The sequence below is a fragment of the Paenibacillus sp. GCM10027630 genome, assembly GCF_042676305.1.
Classification (GTDB): Bacteria; Bacillota; Bacilli; order Paenibacillales; family NBRC-103111; genus Paenibacillus_S.
In genome coordinates, this window is sequence record NZ_JBHTGY010000039.1 from 55,142 (window position 1) to 78,313 (window position 23,172).

The 23,172-nt window shown below is 42.5% G+C and carries 23 protein-coding genes and 2 other annotated features; of the genes, 17 read left to right on the forward strand and 6 right to left on the reverse strand.

The window, feature by feature from the left end; genetic code table 11:
• Positions 1-71: 71 nt before the first annotated feature.
• Entirely contained in the window at positions 72-317 is a 246-nt protein-coding gene (locus tag ACFQ0C_RS20710; RefSeq protein WP_379369105.1) for a hypothetical protein, read from the reverse strand.
• Positions 318-434: 117 nt separating this feature from the next.
• Here ACFQ0C_RS20710 and ACFQ0C_RS20715 point away from each other — a divergent pair, with 117 nt between their 5' ends.
• The 3 genes from ACFQ0C_RS20715 to ACFQ0C_RS20725 all read left to right on the forward strand — a co-directional run bounded on the left by ACFQ0C_RS20715 (position 435) and on the right by ACFQ0C_RS20725 (position 5,592).
• A complete protein-coding gene (locus tag ACFQ0C_RS20715) occupies positions 435-1,412 on the forward strand; it encodes an aldo/keto reductase (protein ID WP_379369107.1) in 978 nt (325 codons plus the stop codon).
• Positions 1,413-1,846: 434 nt separating this feature from the next.
• Positions 1,847-2,077, forward strand: a binding site (T-box leader).
• Positions 2,078-2,127: 50 nt separating this feature from the next.
• The gene (thrS, locus tag ACFQ0C_RS20720; RefSeq protein ID WP_379369109.1) at positions 2,128-4,044 is read left to right on the forward strand and encodes a threonine--tRNA ligase; all 1,917 of its coding nucleotides are present in this window, start codon (positions 2,128-2,130) and stop codon (positions 4,042-4,044) included.
• A gap of 92 nt (positions 4,045-4,136) precedes the next feature.
• Positions 4,137-4,373, forward strand: a binding site (T-box leader).
• 46 nt (positions 4,374-4,419) lie between these two features.
• Positions 4,420-5,592 (forward strand): aminotransferase class I/II-fold pyridoxal phosphate-dependent enzyme, encoded by a 1,173-nt coding sequence (locus ACFQ0C_RS20725; RefSeq protein WP_379369111.1) that lies wholly within the window; start codon positions 4,420-4,422, stop codon positions 5,590-5,592.
• Between the two features lie 70 nt (positions 5,593-5,662).
• Here the strand turns inward: ACFQ0C_RS20725 and ACFQ0C_RS20730 are convergent, their stop codons facing one another.
• Positions 5,663-5,974, reverse strand: a complete 312-nt coding sequence (locus ACFQ0C_RS20730; protein WP_379369113.1) for a hypothetical protein — start codon at positions 5,972-5,974, stop codon at positions 5,663-5,665.
• 339 nt (positions 5,975-6,313) lie between these two features.
• On the opposite strand from ACFQ0C_RS20730, the gene ACFQ0C_RS20735 reads away from it, so the two are divergent.
• A complete protein-coding gene (locus ACFQ0C_RS20735; RefSeq protein ID WP_379369115.1) occupies positions 6,314-7,927 on the forward strand; it encodes a sensor histidine kinase in 1,614 nt (537 codons plus the stop codon).
• A gap of 42 nt (positions 7,928-7,969) precedes the next feature.
• Here the strand turns inward: ACFQ0C_RS20735 and ACFQ0C_RS20740 are convergent, their stop codons facing one another.
• Complete coding sequence (locus ACFQ0C_RS20740; RefSeq protein WP_379369117.1) at positions 7,970-8,479, reverse strand: C40 family peptidase; 510 nt, start codon at positions 8,477-8,479, stop codon at positions 7,970-7,972.
• A gap of 319 nt (positions 8,480-8,798) precedes the next feature.
• Here ACFQ0C_RS20740 and ACFQ0C_RS20745 point away from each other — a divergent pair, with 319 nt between their 5' ends.
• Together ACFQ0C_RS20745 and ACFQ0C_RS20750 are read left to right on the forward strand one after the other, a co-directional pair.
• Positions 8,799-10,217, forward strand: coding sequence for a HAMP domain-containing sensor histidine kinase (locus ACFQ0C_RS20745; RefSeq protein ID WP_379369119.1), 1,419 nt, complete (start codon positions 8,799-8,801; stop codon positions 10,215-10,217).
• 20 nt (positions 10,218-10,237) lie between these two features.
• Positions 10,238-10,885: a phosphatase PAP2 family protein gene (locus ACFQ0C_RS20750; RefSeq protein ID WP_379369121.1), complete on the forward strand. Its 648-nt coding sequence runs from the start codon at positions 10,238-10,240 to the stop codon at positions 10,883-10,885.
• A gap of 47 nt (positions 10,886-10,932) precedes the next feature.
• Here ACFQ0C_RS20750 and ACFQ0C_RS20755 read toward each other — a convergent pair whose 3' ends face one another.
• The gene (locus tag ACFQ0C_RS20755; protein WP_379369124.1) at positions 10,933-11,676 is read right to left on the reverse strand and encodes a YheC/YheD family protein; all 744 of its coding nucleotides are present in this window, start codon (positions 11,674-11,676) and stop codon (positions 10,933-10,935) included.
• Between the two features lie 49 nt (positions 11,677-11,725).
• Entirely contained in the window at positions 11,726-12,139 is a 414-nt protein-coding gene (gene panD / locus ACFQ0C_RS20760; protein WP_379369126.1) for an aspartate 1-decarboxylase, read from the reverse strand.
• Positions 12,140-12,318: 179 nt separating this feature from the next.
• On the opposite strand from panD, the gene ACFQ0C_RS20765 reads away from it, so the two are divergent.
• The 3 genes from ACFQ0C_RS20765 (at position 12,319) to ACFQ0C_RS20775 (ending at position 14,263) form a co-directional block, all read left to right on the forward strand.
• Positions 12,319-13,533: a threonine synthase gene (locus ACFQ0C_RS20765; RefSeq protein WP_379369128.1), complete on the forward strand. Its 1,215-nt coding sequence runs from the start codon at positions 12,319-12,321 to the stop codon at positions 13,531-13,533.
• A gap of 43 nt (positions 13,534-13,576) precedes the next feature.
• Complete coding sequence (locus ACFQ0C_RS20770) at positions 13,577-13,729, forward strand: hypothetical protein (protein WP_379369130.1); 153 nt, start codon at positions 13,577-13,579, stop codon at positions 13,727-13,729.
• A gap of 117 nt (positions 13,730-13,846) precedes the next feature.
• Entirely contained in the window at positions 13,847-14,263 is a 417-nt protein-coding gene (locus tag ACFQ0C_RS20775) for a VOC family protein (protein ID WP_379369132.1), read from the forward strand.
• 78 nt (positions 14,264-14,341) lie between these two features.
• On the opposite strand, the gene ACFQ0C_RS20780 is transcribed toward ACFQ0C_RS20775, so the two are convergent.
• A complete protein-coding gene (locus ACFQ0C_RS20780) occupies positions 14,342-14,725 on the reverse strand; it encodes a DoxX family protein (protein ID WP_379369134.1) in 384 nt (127 codons plus the stop codon).
• A gap of 326 nt (positions 14,726-15,051) precedes the next feature.
• On the opposite strand from ACFQ0C_RS20780, the gene ACFQ0C_RS20785 reads away from it, so the two are divergent.
• The 8 genes from ACFQ0C_RS20785 (at position 15,052) to ACFQ0C_RS20820 (ending at position 23,172) form a co-directional block, all read left to right on the forward strand.
• Positions 15,052-15,813 carry a DeoR/GlpR family DNA-binding transcription regulator gene (locus ACFQ0C_RS20785; RefSeq protein ID WP_258212073.1) on the forward strand — a complete coding sequence of 254 codons (762 nt, stop codon included), beginning with the start codon at positions 15,052-15,054 and terminating at the stop codon, positions 15,811-15,813.
• Positions 15,814-15,898: 85 nt separating this feature from the next.
• Positions 15,899-16,993, forward strand: a complete 1,095-nt coding sequence (locus ACFQ0C_RS20790; protein WP_379369136.1) for an alcohol dehydrogenase catalytic domain-containing protein — start codon at positions 15,899-15,901, stop codon at positions 16,991-16,993.
• A 132-nt stretch (positions 16,994-17,125) separates the two neighbouring features.
• A complete protein-coding gene (locus tag ACFQ0C_RS20795) occupies positions 17,126-18,178 on the forward strand; it encodes an ABC transporter ATP-binding protein (RefSeq protein WP_258212071.1) in 1,053 nt (350 codons plus the stop codon).
• Positions 18,171-19,049: a carbohydrate ABC transporter permease gene (locus ACFQ0C_RS20800; RefSeq protein ID WP_379369138.1), complete on the forward strand. Its 879-nt coding sequence runs from the start codon at positions 18,171-18,173 to the stop codon at positions 19,047-19,049. Before ACFQ0C_RS20795 ends, ACFQ0C_RS20800 begins: the two co-directional genes overlap by 8 nt.
• A gap of 106 nt (positions 19,050-19,155) precedes the next feature.
• Positions 19,156-19,923: a carbohydrate ABC transporter permease gene (locus ACFQ0C_RS20805; protein ID WP_379369395.1), complete on the forward strand. Its 768-nt coding sequence runs from the start codon at positions 19,156-19,158 to the stop codon at positions 19,921-19,923.
• Between the two features lie 50 nt (positions 19,924-19,973).
• Positions 19,974-21,296 carry an ABC transporter substrate-binding protein gene (locus ACFQ0C_RS20810; RefSeq protein WP_379369140.1) on the forward strand — a complete coding sequence of 441 codons (1,323 nt, stop codon included), beginning with the start codon at positions 19,974-19,976 and terminating at the stop codon, positions 21,294-21,296.
• Between the two features lie 22 nt (positions 21,297-21,318).
• The gene (locus ACFQ0C_RS20815) at positions 21,319-22,089 is read left to right on the forward strand and encodes a glycerophosphodiester phosphodiesterase family protein (protein ID WP_379369142.1); all 771 of its coding nucleotides are present in this window, start codon (positions 21,319-21,321) and stop codon (positions 22,087-22,089) included.
• 3 nt (positions 22,090-22,092) lie between these two features.
• On the forward strand, positions 22,093-23,172 hold the full coding sequence (locus tag ACFQ0C_RS20820) for a phage baseplate protein (protein ID WP_379369144.1): 1,080 nt from the start codon (positions 22,093-22,095) through the stop codon (positions 23,170-23,172).

Consider the following 23,172-nt stretch of genomic DNA (forward strand, 5'->3'; position numbering starts at 1 on the left):
GTTCGATAAGCCATTCAAGAGACTAAAAGACCAATCTTATGACTGGTCTTTCAATCGGGGCTTGATTTTTGCTATTGTTGTTGTTGTTGTTGTTGCTGCTTCTGATCCTCTGAATTTTCTGAATCTTGCAAGGTTTTCTGGAGCTCCTGAAGCTGCTGAGAGCTTTCTTCGACTTGTTGTTGGATTTGCTGCAATTGCTGCTCGTTAACTTGTTGAGCTATTTTCTCGGTTTGTTGGGCGAGCTGCTGCGCCTCTTGTGCTGCCTGCTCGATTTGCTGCTGTACTTGCTTTTGCTTGGATGCTTCTTGCTCAGCCATGTCGTCACACCTTTCTAAATAAGTCCTCCTTCAAAGGATTTGTAAAATACCTTACAGGTATACCTTTACAATGAATAAAATGAACTAAAATTTTTATTACGAATGGAGAGGGTAAGAATGGAATACGGTAAATTGGGTAAAAGTGGTTTGAAAATTTCGAAAATTAGCTTAGGCTGCTGGAATTTCGGCAGCTCGAACCCTGCTTTTGGTATTCCGGGTCGAGTGTCGCCTGAGGATTCGATTCGCCTTATTCACCAAGCTTATGACCTAGGTATTAATCTGATCGATAATGCTAACCGGTATACAGGTGGAGAAGCGGAAGAAATCCAAGGCCGCGCCATGAAAGGTCGTCGTTCTGATTTCGTGGTTGCAACCAAGCTGATGAAAAGAGTAGGCAACCGCCCCAATGACGAGGGTTTATCCCGCATACATATTATGCAAGAGGTTGATAATATTTTAAGACGGCTTGATACGGACTATATTGATTTATTGCAAGCACATGATGTTGATTGGGGGACGCCTCTTGAGGAAACGCTTCGTGCTTTTGATGATCTGATTCGTCAAGGCAAGATTAGATATATTGGCAGTTCCAATTTCCCTGCTTGGCTGCTCACAAAGTCGCTATGGATCAGTGATGTTAAAAACCTGGTCAGCTTCAGCTCCGCACAACCCAAATATAATTTGATCAGCCGTGAGGTAGAGAAGGAGCTTCAGCCATTATGCGTTGACCAAGGGATTGGAATGATAATTTACAGTCCGTTGGAAGGCGGTATTTTAACGGGGAAATATGATCAAGGAATACCTACGGATAGCCGTGTTGGCGATAATAACCCACTAACGCTTGATAGAGCAGTCCGGATGAAATCACAAGTTGAGAGGGTTCAACATGGACTTTCAGTACTAAGAGAGGTAGCTCAGGAGCTTGGAAAAACACCGTCCCAGGTTAGCTTGAATTGGCTCATTAACCGTCCAGCTGTTTCTTCGGCTATTATTGGTGCAACACGTCCGGAACAAATAGTAGAAAATGCCGGAGCGACGGGGTGGAAATTGTCTGATGAGCTAGTGCTTAAGCTGGAGCAGGCATTTGCCTTGTAAAAAACAACGGGATAACCCCTACCTGCTCTAACACTCACGCAATCTCATTGATACCCCGGCTCTATAATCGAATGTTCGAGGCAAATTCCTCATTCAAAAATTTTATGCTGCTTGACAAGTAATATTCATTTAGTTATTATAATCTACAAATAATAGCTACTATCAAGGACATGAATACTTATAGATACCGAGCAGAGAGAGGGGCCACCGGCTGAAAACCCCTTCGGAAAGTGTAAGCTGTTTACCCCCTTGTAGCTGCGATATCGAAATCGTCATGAGAAATTCGTGATGACTGTAAACTTCGCCGGGAATTCCCGTTACAGAAATCAATGAGGACCCGTCATTAATGAGGGTCAGAATCAGGGTGGAACCACGAGCCAAGCGCACTCGTCCCTTTTAGGACTTGTGTGCTTTTTTGCGTCTATATTCATACATTAAAAGCTACAACCAAGGACATGAACGCTTATAGATACCGGACAGAGAGAGGGGTCACCGGCTGAAAGCCCCTTCGGAGATCGTAAGCTGTTTACCCCCTTGCAGCTGCGATATTGAAATCGTCATGAGAGTAAACTTCGCCGGGAATTCCCGTTACAGAAAATTAATGAGGACCCTCTCTTTTTGGGGGTCAAAATTAGGGTGGAACCACGAGCACATTCGTCCCTTTGGATGAACTGTGCTTTTTGTGTTTCAAAAATTTAATTTTGGAGGAATGGACATGGAAATCAAGATCAAACTGCCTGATGGATCTATACGGAATTATGGTTATGGTGTGACAGTTGAGATGGTGGCAGAATCCATTAGCAGCGGATTAAAGAAAACGGCAGTGGCAGGGAAAATTAATGGGGAAATGGTTGATTTAAGCCGAAGAATCGTGGAGGATTGTGAAGTTGAAATTGTAACGCTTGAAAGCAAGGATGGCGTACAAGTTTACCGTCATAGTACAGCGCATTTGATGGCTCAGGCCATTAAGCGCATTTATGGGCAGCAAGCCGTCAAGCTCGGTATCGGACCTGTCATTGAAGACGGCTTTTACTACGATATCGATATTGAAAAGCCTTTTTCAAGTGATGACCTGGCTGCTATTGAAAAAGAAATGGAGAGGATAGTTCAAGAGAACATTCCCATAGTACGACGTGAAGTAAGCCGCGAAGAAGCCATAAAGATTTTTGAGAGGCTGGGAGACACGCTTAAACTGGAGCTAATCAATGATCTGCCGGAGAATGCTGTAATTTCGATATATGATCAGGGAGAGTTTCTTGATCTATGTCGCGGACCGCATCTTCCATCAACAGGGAGGATTAAGGTATTCAAGCTTTTGAATGTAGCGGGTGCCTATTGGCGCGGCAATTCAAACAATAAGATGCTGCAGCGCATATACGGAACTTCCTTCCCGAAGAAGGCTCAGCTTGATGAGCATTTGCTGTTAATGGAGGAGGCCAAGAAACGGGATCATCGTAAGCTCGGCAAAGAGCTTGGGCTGTTCATGTTTTCAGAAGAAGCTCCAGGTATGCCGTTCTACCTGCCTAAGGGGATGTCGATACGTACAGAGCTCGTGAACTTTTCCCGTGAGCAGCAGATAAAGCAAAGCTATCAAGAAGTGCTCACTCCTCTTATGATGAACCAGAGAGTATGGGAACAGTCCGGACATTGGGGGCATTATCATGAAAACATGTACTTTACAGATGTGGATGAAACTAAATATGCGCTTAAACCAATGAATTGTCCGGGACATATGCTTATATTCAAAAGCACCCTCCGCTCTTACCGGGAGCTTCCAATTCGTATATCCGAATTAGGCCAAGTACACCGTCATGAATTTTCTGGCGCTTTAAACGGAATGATGCGTGTACGGACATTTTGTCAGGACGATGCTCATCTATTTGTGAGACCTGATCAGATACAAGAGGAGATTGGTCGAGTTATTGATTTTATCGATCAGATATACAGCGTATTTGGATTTAAATATACAATCGAGCTATCTACACGACCCGAAGATTCAATGGGCACTGAAGAGCTATGGGACCAAGCAGAAGCGGCTCTTCAGAATGTATTGGAAGTGAGGGGGATTAAATACCGCATAAATGAAGGGGATGGGGCATTCTACGGACCTAAAATCGATTTCCATATTCTTGATGCACTTAAACGCAGCTGGCAGTGTGGGACTATTCAGCTTGATTTTCAAATGCCCGAAAAATTTGACCTGTCCTACATCGGAGAAGATAACCAAAAGCACCGTCCTGTCGTTATTCATCGCGCAGCCTATGGGTCTATAGACCGCTTTATAGGGATATTAACAGAGCATTTCAGTGGAGCTTTCCCCGTCTGGCTTGCACCTGTGCAAGCCAAAGTATTGCCGGTATCTGATAATTACATCGACTACGCACTTCAAGTGAAACAAACATTAGAGGATGCAGGTATCCGCGTGGAGGTCGATATAAGGAGCGAGAAGCTTGGCTATAAAATCCGTGAGGCGCAGCTAGAAAAAGTACCTTACATGCTGGTAGTAGGCGAAAATGAAAAAAATACAAGCACGGTAGCTGTCCGCAATCGGGGGGATGGTGACCTCGGTACTATCGGTCTAAATGAGATAACAGAGCAAATCGCTCACGAAATTCGTGTTAAAAGAAAATGATAAGGAACCAGAATCCGCAGCATTATTTTGAAATTTCTATTGACAGAATTTTAAAGTATGTTTATCATTACCTTTAATTTCATATTAGTACCATAAATTCATTGAAGAGAAAAAGTAGGTTGCAGGTCTGATCTTACAGAGAGTTGGGGTAGCTGAAAACCAACGTTCAGATGATAACCGAAAGCCGTCTCCGAGAAGCGAGCTGAAATGAAGTAAGCCCCGCCGCATTTCCTGCGTTAGAAGGAACACGTATTGATGGATACGTGAGCAGAGTGTCACTTTTTTAAGTGAAACTAGGGTGGTAACACGGGTTAAAACTCGTCCCTTGACAAGGGGCGGGTTTTTTTGTTTTTTCAAAAAGAGGAGGAATTGTTTATGACACATCATTCAATAGCTGATTTTATTTCGCCATCCGTACGTGAAATGCCGCCATCCGGAATTCGAAAGTTCTTTGATTTAACCAATGGAAGGGCGGATATTATATCACTTGGGATAGGAGAGCCGGATTTCGTTACTCCCATGAATGTTAGAGAAGCGTGTATACAAGCGCTGAAGAAAGGAAAAACAACCTATACTCCGAATTCAGGACTTCTTGAGCTTAGAGAGGGGATTGCCGAGTATCTGTTCACTAACTTTAATGTCAAATATGAGCCATCCAATGAAGTGCTGGTCACGGTCGGAAGCAGTGAAGCTATTGATCTTGCATTGCGTACAATTATTACAGCCGATGACGAGATATTAGTGCCAGTTCCTTGCTACATTTCATATTCCCCTCTTACTTTTCTTGGCGGCGGAAAGCCTGTGGAGATTGAAACATTTGCCCAAGATGATTTCAAGCTCACTGCAGAGGCTCTGATCAATAAATTAACACCCCGCTCAAAGGTGCTTATGCTTTGCTATCCGAACAATCCGACTGGGGGCATCATGACCTATGAGGACTGGCTTCCAATCGCCAAAATAGTAGAGGAAAGAAATCTTATTGTCATTTCCGATGAAATTTATGCAGAGCTTACGTATAAGGGCAAACATGTCAGCTTCGCTTCTCTGCCTGGAATGAAGGAAAGGACCTTGCTGGTCAGCGGTTTTTCCAAAGGATTTGCAATGACTGGATGGAGAGTGGGCTATGTATGCGGCCATCCGGAACTAATTGCGGCTATGCTGAAAATTCATCAATATACCGTGATGTGTGCGCCTATTTTGGGACAGATAGCAGCTTTTGAATCATTGAAAAACGGAATGGAAGAAAAGGACTCCATGATGGAGTCGTACAATCAACGCCGGCGAATGATAGTACAGAATCTACGCCAGATTGGCTTGCCTTGTCACGAACCTCTTGGCTCCTTTTATGTATTTCCGTCTATCTCGCACACGGGTTTAAGCTCTGAACAATTTGCTCAGAGGCTGCTTGATGAGGCGAAAGTGGCTACGGTTCCAGGCAATGTCTTCGGGGCTGGTGGCGAAGGATTTGTCCGATGCTCGTATGCTACATCGTTAACACAGCTTGATAAGGCATTGGATAGAATTCAAACCTTTTTGAAAAACATTTGAATCATCTCAATCCATAAAGGTACACTAAACCAAGTCGTTGGAGAGCTATTTTTCACACTGCAGCGACTGGTTAGTCATACTTTTCGTCGTCGATTCTATGCCTATTTTCAATAATAAGCTCGGCTTCGGTTTCAAAATTCAAATACAAAGGACCAGGAAGCCTGTCGATAATATCTTTGACCACGGATAATTCTATGAACTCCTCCAATGTTTGCGGCCGCTGATCTAGCTCTTGGTACCATTCGCGAACCGCATCAATGAACAAGTAAAATGAAGCTTCAAATCCATTCGCAACTTCTTCTGCCTCAGCATTTTCCGCTCCCGACATAGACTTCCAGTTTTTTAGAGTGGTGATTAAAGCCTGCTCAACCTTATCATTCATGTTAAACCTCCCGAATTGGAAATGACTTTTTTCTGCTTTTTCTACAAAGTTACATTATAACAGTATTGCGTAAAAACAGCAGATTTTCAGCAAAATTGGGTCTTTTTTACTTTATTATTTGCTGTATTCATTTCTTATTTTCGACAAAATAATACAATTATTTCAAATCCTTGCTATAATGAAAATAAGAATGAGAATGAAGAAAAGGTGATCCATATGGGTTTGTTAAAACATATACCTCTAAAAACATCTCTATTGTTTATAATAATACTAATTTTGTTGAATACATCCTATTATATGCATTATAAGGAGCTGCTCATAGAGAACCAGAAGGGAGTGATGAATCTTCTATATAAAAGCATTAAATCGAACCTTGAACATACTGTGGATGGAGAGTCGGTTGTCGAGGAATTGCTGGGGAAAAATCTTAGAACGGTTGCGATTGCAGCCAAGCAAAAGTTAGATCCCGATTACAATAAAATCGATAATAATGAACTAAAGGCATTGGCGGGCGATCTTGGAGTTGATGAGATTACGTTATTCGCCAAAACCAATGACGATATTATAGGAGTGAGATCGTCAGATCCGAAAGAGATCAATGTTAGCTCCAAAGGCTGGGATACGATCTACATTGCTTTTAATCAATTGTTTAAGCTGCAGGATGTTAATGTGGGCATGGGCCAAACTTTACCACATTATTGGAGCTATCCCATCGACACTGCCACGACAAGCCCTAATGAAATCAATAAATGGGGGTACTATTACGATGGTACTACTAATTATATAATTAATCCCTTTTTGCATAAAAAGAGTTTTCGTGAATATCAAGAAATTACAAGAATAGAAGATGCGATTCAAATATTAATGAAGGAAAATAGCCCTACTATAATGGAAGTGTGCGTCTTAAACTCCAATACATTTCTTGATCGCAAGCTTCCGGGCGATAATCCGACCCCTAGCAGTTGGTTTTCAGAAAGAGAAGTTTTTTTTGGAACTTATCAGCTTAGAGACCCTCGTGAGAAGCAGCATGCTGCATTGTCTATGGTAACAAATGAAATGGTTTTCTATACTACAGAAATAAACGGTAAATCTGTGATGAAAAGCTTCGCTCCTATCCCGACGGATTACTTAAAATATAATCCTTCCGGAAGTGCACCGTTAATAGCAATTACATCCGACTATGCCGAAATCAATAGGGTGCTTAACAAACAATTGATGAACACCGTGTGGTTTATGGGACTATGTACCTTACTAGCGATAGTTATTGTGAGTTCCATTTTGTGGATATTTAGACGAAATAAGAAGCTTGCGCTTCAAAATGTTCAAGAAGCTTATGTTGGAAATATTGAAATGCTGTTTCAATCGGTTAGAGAGCAGAGGCATGATTTTATAAACCATATACAAACCATTCATGCATTCCTAACTTTAAAACGTTATGATGACTTGCAGAAATACACCAATTCTCTCGTGGGAGAGATACGAATTATTAATGATCTAATAAATATTAATGATCCCGCTCTTATAGCGCTAATGCAGGCAAAAATAACGCAAGCGGAGTCTTTGCATATCCTGTGTGAGTACGATTTCAAACATATGGATCAATTGAAGTTAAGCCCGATTAAAGCTACGGATGTCGTGAAAATACTAAGCAACTTAATAGATAATGCTTTTGACGCAACGATGGAGCTCGAAAAAAAATATCGCCATGTCAAAGTTAAAGGGGATATAGTGAACAACCAGTTGCATTTTACAATAAGCAATACAGGCCCAGCTATTCCCGAGCAATTACATACCCGAATATTCGAATCCGGCTTTTCTTCCAAAGTCAGCGGTAAAAATTGCGGACTAGGGCTGCATATAGTGAAGCAGCTAATTATTCGTTATAAAGGATCGATTCAAGTGAAAAGCAACGAAGGCTTTACCGAATTTGTAGTAGTAATCTCCTTATCCTGATGTTAAAGAGAAAAGCCCCGAATTTGGGGCTTTTTTGACGTGCTACTTAATGACGCGGCGGGCTGTCACGAATGTCCGATCCCATGTGCTTCCGGCAAAATTGGAAATCGTAACGCCAATTCCGACTCTATAGGTATGAAGTATTTTCCCATTGCCCATATAAATACCTACATGATTAATAACGCCATCACGGTTAGTGTCAGAGAAAATTAAATCTCCCGGCTGCAGCTTGCTTTTGGATACAGGGGTACCGACTCCAGCTTGCTGTCTGGAGGAACGTGGCAGGTTGATTCCATTTTGTTTAAAAACATATTGGGTGAACGATGAACAATCAAAAACATTCGTTTTTCCTGAAGGAGCTCCAAATTGATAACGGACGCCAAGAAAATGTTTTCCCGTTGCAATAACATTATTTGCCACAGACGTACTGGACACAGTAGCCGCGTGAGCGGATTGAGGTGCCACCAGCGTACTTCCTGTAAAAGCAACCGCTAGGGTGAGGCTGATTCCCACTACAGCTTTACCAAGATGGTTTTTCTTCGTGTTGTTCATAACTCTTCCTCCTATGGTTTTGTCTGGTGTAGGCTTTGGCCTAACAACAACATACCACAAGAAAAATAGCCACTATTTACCTGAGGAGGGGAAAACCCTTACGCCGTTTGATTTTGACCGGTGTTATTAGAAATTCATTAGAAATAATTAATGTAAATAGTCTTGACATGAAAGAGCAATTAAGTAAAACATTCTCATTAATGATGAATTTGTGAGAGAAGTGGAATACTTATAAAGAAATAAACAACTTATGCTATGAATTTGAGGGATTCGGGATGGTAATAATTTTTATCGTTGAGGATGTAATGAGCATGATACCATGGGGATAAAATATTCTAGAATCCCGATAAAATGGAAATTAATGCTCTGGTCGTTTATACTGTTATTTATCATATTTTTCGTTTATAACACGGCCCAATACATAGTTATTTACCATTGGCATATGAACCAAACCTATGAAGAAATTCGCAAGGACATGAATTCCATACAAGATTATTTTATTGCAGAGAAGTCAGATCAAGAGCAGATAGCAGACGCGACCCTTATTGTTGAAAAAATCGTCAAAAACAATCAGTTAATACGTGTTATAAACAATAGTGGTGACCCAGTTCTAATAGTTAGCAATGATTTGCCTGAGCAGGGGGTAGCCCCTAAGCCTGTAACAAAGCCGGAAATGGAAACAAAATGGTACCTTGAAGATCATTTGCTTATTATACGAAGTCCATTAAATACGGGCAGTTTTACTGGAACTGTTGAGATCATTAACAATCTGGAGTCATTGGATAACCTCAACCAAACCCTTATAGTTATCATGCTATCAGGAGCGGGGATTGCTGTTATTCTTAGTGGTTTAGGTGGATTGCTCATATCCCGTCAGCTTCTCAAGCCTATACAATCCATTACAGAAACGATGAAGAAAATAATGGAAAATGGTTTGCAGGAACGTGTCCCCTTTCATGATAATAAGGATGAGTTGTCTTACTTGGCTATAATGTTCAATGAAATGATGGAGCAGCTTGAGAAATCGTTCCGGCAGCAGAAGCAGTTCGTTGAGGACGCATCACATGAGCTTCGTACACCTATTTCTATAATTGAGGGGCATCTGTCCTTACTGAACCGTTGGGGGAAAACTAATACAGACATATTGGATGAATCGCTGACATCCTCATTAGAGGAAATTGTCCGACTTAAAGAGCTTGTACAAGAATTATTGGAGCTTTCACGAGCGGAATCCATCCATGAGAATGCAATTGAAGATTGGGCCGATGCGCGATCGATTATTCAACAGGTCGTTAATGATCTCTCCGTGCTTCATCCGGATGTTGAATTTATCGTACGATTGGCCAAAGAAGAATGCCTGCTGCAAATTTCTACGCATCATTTGAAACAAATTATTTTGATCATACTTGATAATGCCGTTAAATACTCACTTAATCAGAAAACGATAGAGATTAATATGGATCTAGTTCAACCCAATACAGCAAGTATTCAAATTATGGACCATGGTGTAGGTATTCCCAAAGAAGACATTCCGTTTGTATTTGACCGGTTTTACAGAGTGGATAAGGCTCGGAATCGAAAGCTGGGGGGCAGCGGCTTAGGACTTGCAATTGCCAAACGTATTATAAATAAATATCACGGCGATATTCTAATCGAAAGCAATGAAAATGAAGGTACAAGCGTGACTATATGGCTTCCTTGCAGAGAGGAGTACATAGACCGTGGTTCTAAAAGCTAGAGTAGCAAGGAGGCTGCGTGTTGAATCTTAAGCTACGGTTAATCCCGGCTTTCATTATTAGCTTTATTTGTGTAAGTGGCTTCGGTGTTATAGCCATGTTAATTCATGAAACTACGATTGATCATTTTGATCAATCCATTATCCATTTTGTTCAAAATTTGGAATCTCCCTTGATGACAATGATTATGAATGGCTTCTCATTTATTGGGTCGAGCAAAGTCATTGCCATACTCATCCCAATCATTGCTGTTTACTTATATAAAGTTTTAGGGCATCGCAGGGAGCTTGTTCTATTTATTGGGGTTAACATTGGGTCAGGCTTTTTGAACTTAGGACTTAAAACTTTATTTAGGCGGGCTCGTCCAACGATTCACCAGATCGTACAAGAAACCGGGTTTAGCTTTCCCAGCGGTCATTCTATGGCAGCCTTTACTTTATATGGAGTGACAGCTTTTTTACTATGGCGACATACCTCTCATGCAATAAATAGAATGATATTAATTGCTATAAGTATTGGAATGATCATTGCGATCGGGGGAAGCAGGATCTATCTGGGCGTTCATTATCCCAGTGATGTGTTAGGCGGTTATTTAGCAAGCGGCTTTTGGCTGGCAGTTGCCATATGGTTATTTCAGAGATTTGGGCAGCAGAAGCAGCAAATCAAGTAATATAGCCTGAGCCCCTGCTTAGATAGAGGAGCTTGGGCTTAGTTTTGTTATGGTCTGCGTTTTTTGGCATAAGACATAATTTGCCGGTATATGGATTTATCCTTCAAATGTAAAAATAGAGCTTTGGATGGCTCGAAATTCGCTTCAATAATCCAAACATTTCCTTTGCTATCCAACCCAATATCCAATCCCACCATTCGGATCCATCGATATGAGGAATGCAGCTGTCTAACTGCTTTTAGTGCAATTCGATCTATTTCTTGCTGAATCTTTTCTTCAGAAATACCAGAAATAGTCGAATTCCGGATGGCTGTTGAAATAGGAACGACCTTGCCTTTGCTGCGAGCCGTGTTGGTAATAATGTAGCCGGAACCGGCTATTTTTGCCAATTTACCTGTAATCGTCCAATTCGACTTAATAGTCCTTTGAACCATAACACGAACGTCAAACGGTTTCCCGTTTACTTGGGCAAGCGGGATTTTCTGTTGAACAATCTTCAAAGTTCGCTTGGATTGGCTGCGTACGAAGTTGTAAGTAGATCGAAGTCCTACAATCGTTTTTTTGCTTTTCCCATAATGAACCTCGTATTGCCTATCTCCCTTCGAAGAAACCTGGATTACTCCCAATCCTCCACAAGCCCCTGATGGTTTGACTATGACTTTGTTATACTGATCTAAGAGAGTGGAAAAAGATTGATATCCCAAAACACGTGTAGCAGGAAGTGCGGACGCCAGTTCAGAGGATTCGATCATGATCTTATGTTTGGTCCATTTATCCAAATGATAAGCCATATTTTATTGTTCCCCCCTCTATCGTATTAGTGAACCATAATCCTGCACTTTACTCTGGCTGTAAGTCACGCCAATTCACATCCCCGGCATCATTAAATAATGGATGCTCTTCACAGCTTGTAAGTTGATTATTTTTATCCACAAAAACGACTCTCGGTGCCAGTGCCTGCAGCTCGGCTTCGTTAAATAATCCGAGACTGAGTATAATAACCAAATCTCCAGGTTGAAAGAGATGAGCAGGCGGTCCGTTTAAGCATATTTGGCCTGAGCCTTCTTGTCCTGGCAGTGCATAGGTCTTCCAACGGGTTGCGTTGCGTAAACTGGTGATTTGAACCATTTCATATGGGTGAATATTGGTGGCTTTCAGAAGGAGAGCGTCTATCGTTATGCTTCCTACGTAGTCCAAATTCGCTTCGGTTACGGTGGCTCTATGAATTTTCCCTTTACACATCAATCTTTGCATGGAGCATCATTCCTCTTTCCTTATTGGAAAAAAAGACTCTCATTCACCTTATGAGCGAAATTAAAAAAAGGATTGGACGTTGGTGTAAAATAAAACAGGCTCCCTATAGATGCCCTTGCGGAATAAGCAAATCCTCATATGCTGTTAAAGAAACCTGACGACAGGAGGGCGAACAGCTTATGAGATTTTGGTTAGAGTGCAGAAAATGCGGGAAACAAATCTCTTTTCATATAAATGCTGGAGCATGCTCATGCGGAGGCGCATTGCGGGTCGAATATGATTTGGAGCTTGTTAAACATACCTTGTCAAAGGAAAGCTTAAATAATCGTATAGCATCGATGTGGCGATATGCTGAGCTTCTGCCCATTGAGAAGAAAGAAAGTATTATCACAATGGGTGAAGGCTTTACGCCACTAGTTCCATTGACAAAAGCTGAACAAGCTCTCCCTCTTGGAAAGCTTTGGGTCAAGAGAGAGGAACAGAATCCTACAGGAAGCTTCAAGGCCAGAGGATTTTCAGTCGCATTGTCTATTGCTAATGAATATGGGATCCACAAGGTGGCGGTTAATTCTAATGGCAACGCTGCCTCTGCATTAGCGGCCTATGCAGGCTACGCGGGAATGGAGGCGTATGTGTTCCTTCCCAAGGATTGTCCATGGCTGATTATAGAAGAATGCATTCAATATGGAGCTCATACTTACTTGGTAGATGGGTTAATACAGGATGCGGGCAAATTGATCAGAGAAGGAGAGCAAGAACAGAATTGGTACAATGTCGGTACCATGAAGGAGCCGGGGAGAGCGGAGGGCAAGAAGACCATGGGGCTGGAAATTGCCGAGCAGTTACATTGGAAGCTGCCTGAAGTTATTATTTACCCGACAGGTGGTGGCTCTGGAGTTATCGGCATGTGGACTGCATTTCAGCAGTTGAAGCAACTAGGTTTTATTCAAGGAGAACTCCCTCGCATAGTTTGCATACAAGAGACAGGCTGCCAACCATTAGTCACAGCTCTGCAGAACAATGACTTATTTTCACCTCAGAGTGAAGATGTGAATTCAAGCCCTACGGGCATGAGAGTGCCGTATCCGCCTGACGGTCAGCTCCTCGTTTCGATAATACGTCAATCGGGAGGCACCGCTTTGGCTGTATCACAGGAAGAAATACGCCAAGCGCAGCTCGCTTTGGGTAAGCTGGGAATATCCTCATCACCAGAAGGCGCGGCCACATGGGCCGGCTTAATTCGTTTGCTTGATCAAGGGGGGATTGGCCGGCATGACGAGGTAGTTTTATTTAATACTTCCCATGCGATGAAATATAGGCAATTCAGCCACCGCATACTGCCTGTTGTGAAATCATATAAGGAGTGGGTTGGCTTAAATCCATCCTATATGTAATGATAGGCTGCCATCTGGTAACATATCTTGGGAGGTTGTGAATATGCAGGAGCTTGTTGGTCATTGTATAAAATGTAACAAACCGATTATGTGCGAGGATGGATTTCTTAACGGTATCGTAGTTGAGGATAAAACATTGATCTGCTTCGAATGTTCAGAAGAGGAGCAGTCGCAGTCGACATTTGCTCTTGAATAGCATGTTGCAATTCGATGCAATCAGCCAAAACAGCAATCCATAAGAAATCACTGATCTTGCTCTCTGCTATAATAGGGAGAGTGTACAAGTTAAAACTAGAAGAAGAGGTGTTAGTTTATGGGAGTTAAGGCTGACAAAATTTTTGTTAATTTACCGGTCAAAGATCTAAACAAAACCGTCGATTTTTTTACTACTATAGGCTTTGAATTTAACCCCCAATTTACCGATGAAAATGCTACATGTATGGTTATCAGTGAACACATATTTGTCATGCTGCTAGTTGAACCCTTTTTCAAAACATTTACCCAAAAAGATATTATTGATGCAACAAAAAGTACAGAAGCTATTATAGCTTTATCTGCTGACAGCAGGGAAAAAGTTGACGAGATTGTAAATAAAGCTTTGGCAGCTGGAGGAACACCTTCCAAAGAACCTATGGACCATGGGTTTATGTATTCATGGAGTTTTCAGGATATAGACGGTCATCTTTGGGAATTAGTATATATGGATGAAAGTGCGGTTAATCAAAATTAATTGCTAGGATAACAAGCTAAAAGCCATCGCATTGTTCAATGCGATGGCTTTTAGCTTGTTAATGAACTGCATTTATTTTCATTGGCCCGATAGCTTGCGGCTGGGCGGACGCAAAGCCCACGACGCGATGACTAGTGCAAGGAAGACTACCGGCTGGGAGATTAATGCCAGGCTATCCCCCGAGAAAGCGTGAGATGCTGCCGCCCCTGTGAGTTCAAAGAAAAATCCCGCGTAGGCCCATTCCTTTAGGAGCGGAAAACGAGGTATTACGATAGCTACCACGCCTAGTAACTTCCACAAACCTAGAATAGTAAGGAGGTAAGAAGGATAGCCAAGATGGTTCATTACTTCCACTTGCTGCTCTCCGTGAGTGAAGAAGAGGAAGCCGCCTATAACGAAGCTTGCCGGACCTAATAGGGTGGTTACCCAGTATGCGATTGTTTTAATTCTATTGGTTTTCATGTCAGATCTCCTATCTTTAGTTCATGCTTTCACTTCAATTACAGGGTATATTCTAGCATATAACCGGTTCTGGGAATTCTTATAGATTGCTATTCTAAAGTTAATAACAACAATAATAATAACATGTTTAAACATATCATTGAAATAAAATAATCATTAATGAACATATATAAACATTTATATTCCCATTTCTATATTGAAAGATAAAGGATTATCTAATAAAGTATTGACAGAAATGTTTACCAATGATAATTTAAAAGAGCAAATATAAACATTAATAAACAATTTAGTGCAAAACCGTGTTTGTCTGAGAGGGAGCGTAAACCATGTTGGCTGCGGAAAGAAAAATGAGAATCGTAGAATATGTAAGACAGCATCGTGTTGCTTCAGTCGCGGCATTAGCCTTGGAATTTGATGTTCATGAGGCAACTATTCGCAGGGATTTGGCGGAGGTTGAACAGGAAGGCTTGCTAAAGAGAACTCACGGTGGAGTCATAGTGGAGCAATTGACTCACAATGAGCCCTCTTTTAACGACAGGTTCAATGTGCAGCTTGAACAGAAAATGCGCATCGGTAAGATGGCCGCAAGTATGGTGGAAGACGGGGATCATATCATTATTGATTCGGGTACAACTACACTTCACATTGCGAAGAACTTGCTCTACCATTCGAACATTACTGTAGTGACGAATGATATTAATATTGCTGCCGAGCTGAGAGATGCCCCAGGTGTGAAGGTTACAGTAACCGGTGGAGATCTGTATCCATCAAGCTTTATGCTTAATGGTATGTTTACGGATCAAGCGCTTCGTTCCCTTCATGTGTCCAAAGCTTTCATTGGTACACCTGCCATTCATCCCAAACATGGATTGATGCATCCGGAGGCGCAGCTGGTACTCGCAAAACAAGGTATGATTAATGCGGCACAGGAAGTGATTGTGGTTGCTGATGATACCAAAATAGGCAAGTTGTCTCTTCATACGGTCGCTCCAAACTCAGCCATTCAAACTTTAATTACGGCTAAGGAGATTACAGAATACGATAAAAAGCAATTTCAGGATTCTGGTGTGAACGTAATTCTTGTTTAATTCACGATGATATTTTCATGGATGCTTCATGCTTCCTTGAAATTTCATATAGATTGAATAGGTTTAAACGGAGGTGTTCTTATTAGTGGACAGAAGTAAAGCCGGCACAGTCAAATCACGTACTCTACGCTTAACTAAGCCGAGTGAAATTCAAGAGCTGGAAGTAGCCAGGGAGCTTCGGAAGGATGAAGTTGCAGTTGAACCAACTATTGCCAGTATTTGTCACGCTGATCTGCGTTACTTCAGCGGTCAGAGAAAACCTGAGGTATTAGCCAAAAAACTGCCGATGGCCTTACTGCATGAGGGAATCGGTATCGTGGTCGAGAGCAGCTCATCTAAGCTCTCTGAAGGTCAGCGAGTGCTCATTGTTCCGAACTTACCGGGGTACCTGCTTCGGGGAATCGAACCTGAGCTTTGTTGTCCCGCTTGCAGAAATGAAATTGAAGATAACTATTGTTATCATTCCAAGTTTTTGGGAAGCGGTACCGATGGGATAGCTCAAAGCAGGCTGGTGCTACCTGATATGTGTGCGATTCCGATTCCTGAATCAATACCTGATGAGATCGCCGTTTTAGCGGAATTATGCAGTGTTTCGTACAGAGCAATAAGAGGAATAAGTCATTTATTGGATCGGTCTCGGATCGCAGTATTTGGAGATGGACCTGTCGGATACTTGACCGCAGCTATGTTGCATCACGGATATAAGATTGGCAGGGATCGTTTAATTGTCTTCGGTGCAATAAAAGAGAAGCTGGATCAATTCACCTTTGCAACAACTGAACTGGTGCAGAATTACGATTTCTTAGCTAGTGAGAAGGTTGATATCGTGATGGAATGTACAGGAGGGCGGTTTAGTGAAAGTGCTATCAATCAAGGGATTGATATTCTAAAACCCGGAGGCCATCTTATTGCAATGGGGGTAAGTGAGGATCTGGTGCCGATCAATACGCGCGATGTGTTGGAGAAAGGGATCACACTCCATGGAAGCAGCCGCAGCTCGGCAAAGGATTTCCAACAAGTGTTGAAGGTTATGGAAAGCACAGATTGTCAGGACACATTAAGAAAATTACTTCCCGAGAAATATACGGTTGTGAGCACGGCAGAAGACCTCGCTGGCGCTATGGAATCTGCCATGACTCACAGGGACTGGAAAAAAACAATCCTGGACTTTCACTGGTGACACAGTGAAAGTCGTAAATGGATTGTACCATAAATCCATTCAATTGTTAATAACCGCGAATTGTACAGCTGCACGAAAATGTAAACGCAATCATTTAAGGATTCTGGGAATAATTGGTGAGGAGGGTTGCTCTTGGCATCCATTGAATTCGTTCAAGTAACACAATCATTTGATAAAAACATAATAATTGAAGGCTTGGATTTAAAGATAGAGGACGGCAAATTCACGGTATTGGTAGGTCCATCAGGCTGCGGGAAGACTACGCTCCTCAGAATGATCGCCGGGCTTGATCCACATACTTCAGGCTCGGTTCTTATTAACGGGAAAGATGTGACACGAGTAGCTCCCGGTCAAAGAGGGGTTGCCATGGTTTTTCAAAACTATGCGATTTACCCGACCATGTCTGTAAGAGAAAACATTGAATTTGGGTTGAAAAATAATAAAGTAGCCAAGGAAGAAAGAACCCGTCTGGTAGAGGGAATTAGTGAAACAGTCGGATTATTTGAATACCTGGATCGTAAACCCTCCACATTATCCGGAGGCCAACGTCAACGTGTAGCATTGGCCCGTGCCATGGTGAAGAAACCGTCCGTATTTCTAATGGATGAGCCGCTGTCCAATCTCGATGCAAAGCTCAGGGTACAGATGCGCATTGAACTCATTGAAATGCACAAAAAACTCGGAACGACATTTGTATATGTCACACATGATCAGGTAGAAGCGATGTCGATGGCGGACACTATTGTTCTTATGAATCGTGGACGGATTCAACAGGAGGCGCCCCCTGAGGTCATCTACCGTCAACCGAATAATCTTTTTGCGGCTCAGTTTATCGGAGTACCGCCAATGAATGTCGGTGAATTAGGGGCAGACGGGGTGAAATTCGGTTTCCGCCCAGAGAGTGCAGTACTGTCTGCCGAACCTAACAATTGTCATTTTTCCATGCGCGGAGTGATCGCCACAAGAGAAATGCTAGGTTCTGAAACGATTTATCAGGTGAGATCCGGCGAGCATGCGTTTATGATCAAATGCACCGAAGATTTATTTTCCTTCGATCAGGAGGTTTATGTTGGAGTGGAAGCGGCTAAAATCTTTTTCTTTGGTGCGGATGAGAACCGAATAAGTCAGGAAGACGAACGATTTGGAACTTATTTAAGAATGCTGAAAGGGCAGCAGTATGGATAAAAAACGACTGTGGGAAGCGATTCGACCCTATATTATGGTCTTACCTGCTATGACGGGCATTTTTCTTTTTGTCATATATCCAGTTATCTATTTAATTAAATTAAGCTTTTATAAATACAACCTGATGAATAAGGATAAAAGCAAGTTCATTGGATTTGATAATTACACAGAAATTTTTACCCGTGAGGATTTCTACGGCGCTCTGACCAATACGGTTGTTTACACGATAGGGGTAGTTGTACTCACTATGCTGCTATCTCTGTTGATTGCCATTTGGCTTAATAAAAAGACACGCTTCAATGCGGTTGTGCAAGCAGGCATCTTTACTCCACACATTATTTCCATTGTGTCTGTTGCGCTCGTCTGGATGTGGCTTATGGAGCCCAACCACGGCATGCTTAATTTTCTGCTTAAGGCAATTGGACTTCCATCCTCACCATGGCTGCAGAGCTCTAGTACTGCAATGGTCTCAGTCATCATCGTTTCGGTATGGCAAAATATTGGCTACTACACTTTAATCATTGTAGCTGCACTTCAAAGCGTACCGCCAAACATCTATGAGGCTGCCGCACTGGATAACGCAAGCCGGTTTAAGATGTTTTACAAGATCACTTTGCCGCTAATTTCACCGCAGTTGTTTTTCATATTGATCATTATGACGATCGGTTCGTTCAAAGTATTTGATACTGTAAAAATCATGACCGCAGGTGGGCCTAATAACGCAACGACTACTCTTGTTTACTATATTTATGAATTCAGAACCAATAGCATTGGGTATGCTTCAGCGACTGGAGTGGTTTTGATGGGGATCATCGCGATCCTGACGTTTATTTACTTCCGATTGCTGTCCAAAAAAGTACATTATCAATGATCTGTCGAGACGAGATGACTCACATAGAGGGGGTGTGAAAAAGGTGACATTCGATTTAAAATCCATCAAGAATACATTAGGATTTTTATGCAAAGCGGCTATTTTGATGGTGTTTGTATTCCCGTTTTTATGGATGATTTCAACCTCGCTGCAGACCTTTCAGGAAACATTGGCGTTTCCGCCTACGTGGATTCCCGCATGGCCGCAATGGATTAACTTTGTGGCGGCTATGAGAGCAGGTCCCTTTTTGACCTATGCCGGGAACTCGCTTATCGTTACATTTTCCGTTATCATTCTGCAAATAATTGTGATGATTCCAGCAGCATATGCCTTTGCCAAGTACAGGTTTGTGGGGAAAGAAATATTGTTTTCATTGGTTTTGCTCGCATTCATGATTCCTGGACAGGTGACCTTCATTCCAGTCTACTTAATGCTTGCGGATTGGGGAGTGATCAACTCACTGCTTCCCCAAATCATTCCATTCATGGCAAATGCATTCGGTATATTTCTGCTGCGCCAATATTTTATGCAAATTCCGCAGGAAATTATAGAATCAGGGAGATTGGATAATGCCAGTGAATTAAAAATTATTATGAAAATCATGGTACCAATGTCCATGCCGGCTTTAGCAACCATCGCATTATTTAGTTTTGTCAGCCATTGGAACGACTATTTCTGGCCGCTTGTTATGACCGATTCCGCTCAGGTCCGACCTTTAACAATGGGAATTGCCATGCTAAGGGAGACCGAGGGGATAAGCAACTGGCACATTATCATGGCCGGTAATGTTGTATTAGTTGTCCCCATCTTGATTGTATATCTTTTTACTTCAAAACAAATCGTCAAAGCTTTCGTTTATTCCGGAATTAAATAAATCCGGGTGTCTTACCAGAAAAACTATAATCTATTTGGAGGTCATCGAATATGAAGAAAACGCTTTCAGTTACAGTGTTGTCAGCGACTTTGCTATCCACTCTGCTCGCAGGGTGCTCGGGCGGTCAGTCCCAACAGACTGTAGATCCAAAAACCAATCCTCAATCTACTGCAACTCCAGCGCCAGCTAGCTCGGGAGGGAAAACTACCGTACAATTTTGGCATTCTCTGGGAGGCAAGAATGGCGAATATACAGACGCCATGATCAAACGCTTCAACGCATCTCAAAATAAAATTGAAGTGGTCGGCACCTTCCAGGGGACTTACGATGAAACGGTTACGAAGGTGCAGCAAGCGGTTGCTGCTAAAACCGGGCCGGATGTAGCAATGCTGGAGCGCGCCTATGTACAGCTGTTTGCTGATTCGGATGTATTGGAGGACATGAACCCTTTTCTCAAGAAATCAGGGTTAAGCATCAATGACTTTACGCAAGGTCTTTTGGGTCACTCTACCTTCGATAATAAATTGGTATCCTTGCCATTGAACCGCTCTACTCCAATTTTACATGTAAACAAGACGATGCTGGACGAGAAAGGGCTCGCTATTCCGAAAACATGGGATGAATTGAGTAAAGTAGCCAATGCACTTGTGATTAAGGAGAATGGCGAATACAAGCGCTACGGGTACAGTATGCCCTATGACACCTGGTATCCTATTGCCATGATCACACAAGCAAAGGGTAAGTTTTTTAATGATGCCACTACTTCAATTGGATTTAATAACGGTGAAGGTGTGAAAACCTTTAAATTCCTGAAGGATATGCAGAGCACAGGCGCCTTGTATTATCCTCCAGCTCAGGACTCTGGAAATATAGTCAACCAGATGTTTACAAGCGGTAAGATCGGTATGATGTACCAGTCCACCGGCGTCATCGGAAGTCTTATGGACACGGTTAAATTCGATTATGTTACAGCCTATTTGCCAATGGACCAAGTATATGCAAACCCTACAGGAGGGGCGAATGTTTCTTTGATGGCCAATTCGAAAAATAAAGAAGCGGCGTGGGAGTTTATTCGTTGGACGATGACGGACCCTCAGGGCGGCTTGCAATTCATTCTCGATACAGGGTATCTTCCGTTTACTAAAAAAATGGTTGAGTCCCAACAGATGAAGGATCTTTGGGCCAAACAACCGAATCGTAAAGTAGCCTATTATCAGCTTCAATATGCAGTTGACACGAATAAGCATGTAGCTTGGACACAAGTTATGCAAGAATTTAACAAAGCAATACAAGCGATTATGTATGACAACAAAAATATTGAAACCACACTGGACACGTTTAAGAAAGAAACGGAGCGAATTATTAAAAAATAAATGGAAAGGAAGGTAGGACTACATGATAGGACGTCTTGAAAACAATAACTCGATCGTTGTTGCAGCACATAGAGGTTTAAAATGCGATTATCCGGAAAACACTCTGCTTGCTTTTCAAAAAGCTATGGAGTCAAAGGTGGATATGCTAGAGCTCGACCTTCGGCTGTCCAAGGATGGCGTGGTCATGGTCATCCATGATGAGACATTGGAGCGTACGACGAATGGTTCCGGTAAGGTGATGGACCATACTTTGGCAGAGCTTAAACAATTGGATGCGGGAGGTTGGTTTGACCCTGTTTTTGAGGGATTGAAAATCCCGACCTTTGAGGAGCTGTGCAGCTTGATTGCCTCTTACCCCGAGATGCTGTTAAATGTAGAAATTAAGCCTAGCCCTCATGCGAAATGGGTCGTGGATAAGGCTGTCGCCATGCTTGACGAATTCGGCTATCTTCCACGCTGCGTATTCACCAGCTTTGATGCGGTCATAATCGCCTATATCCATGATACTTATCAGCTAAAGACGCAGGGTTTCCCGGCAGAGCTGATGCATAATTTTGATTCAGGCCCCGAAGGTACTTATTCTAAGATGTGGGCTGTAGGCATCAGTATGAAGCTGTTGACACCGAAGCTGGTTCAGGAGTTTCGGGATAAGGATATTCTGCCTTGGTGTTATTGCCCGGATGTCGATCAGCAAGTCTATTATGCGCTTGGATGCGGCTCTACTCTAATGACCTGCAACAATCCGAGGCCGGCTCAAGAAATTCGATATGTGATCGAGCATAATGGGAGGTGAAGTATGAGTATGTTTCAAATAAGACGGAAGAAGACGATCCGGCAGTCATTTGGCCGAAGTCAATTATTGAAAATTGTAATTGGGGCAGCCATTATTAGTCTTCTCCCATGGTCAGCTGCTCCTATCCAAGCCAAACGCGATGTTTTGAAATCCAAGATGTTTGCCCTTTCGGAGCCGGCTGCTGAACTGATTAATGAAAAAGCGCTGCAAAATGGGACGGTATTGCAATCATTCGCTTTCGATAATGTGAATCAACACATTTATGTGGTTCAATTGATGGCAGGCGGACAGCAGCTGCCAGGGGAGGCAGGGACAGTTAGCGGAGCAAGCAGGGATCTCAACGGCGATCTGGCATTAACCCAGCTTGATATGTCGGGAAATAAGCTCGGCTACATGTACCTGAAAGGGTTTGGCCATGGTGTCCAGATCGGTGTGGAAACAGTGGGAGAAACAGCCTATTTATGGACGGAAACGGATTCCGTCACGGAGGGGAGCAGTGGCTGGGGAACGCAGCTTGCAAGATTTCCGTTTGAAAATGGTAAAATTTTGACCCCCGAGTCGCCTGAGCTTGAAAAATACCGTCTTGTGGAAGGTGCAGATCGAACGACTGTCAATATTGATGCAGCGAACGGCTTGTTAACTATGCGTTACCGTTTAGACGGTGCATTCCGTTTCGGCGTATATTCGCTGGAAGAAGTTAAGCAGAATAATTACACACCATTGGCTGACGTGCCTCAACCTACAGTTGGTACTTTTCAAGGCTTCGCTTCCTATGGAGGTTATTTATACCTGTTGGAAGGTACCGCTTACGGCACGAACGGATCCGTTGCACCCGTAGGAAATACTTATATCACTGCTGTAGAATTAAAAACCGGTGAAGTTATAGATAAGCAGCTGATGACCGCAGGAGATACGCTCACTTTCAGAGAACCGGAAGGGTTAGCTATTCATTTGCCGGATAGTAAACATCCGCATAAAGCTCAGTTAAGCTTCGGCTTTGCATCGAATTTCACCCCCAACAGGTTGGCGAATATTTATTACCTGGATCGATTGCTTCCATCAAAGGCTATTGAAGCGGATTGA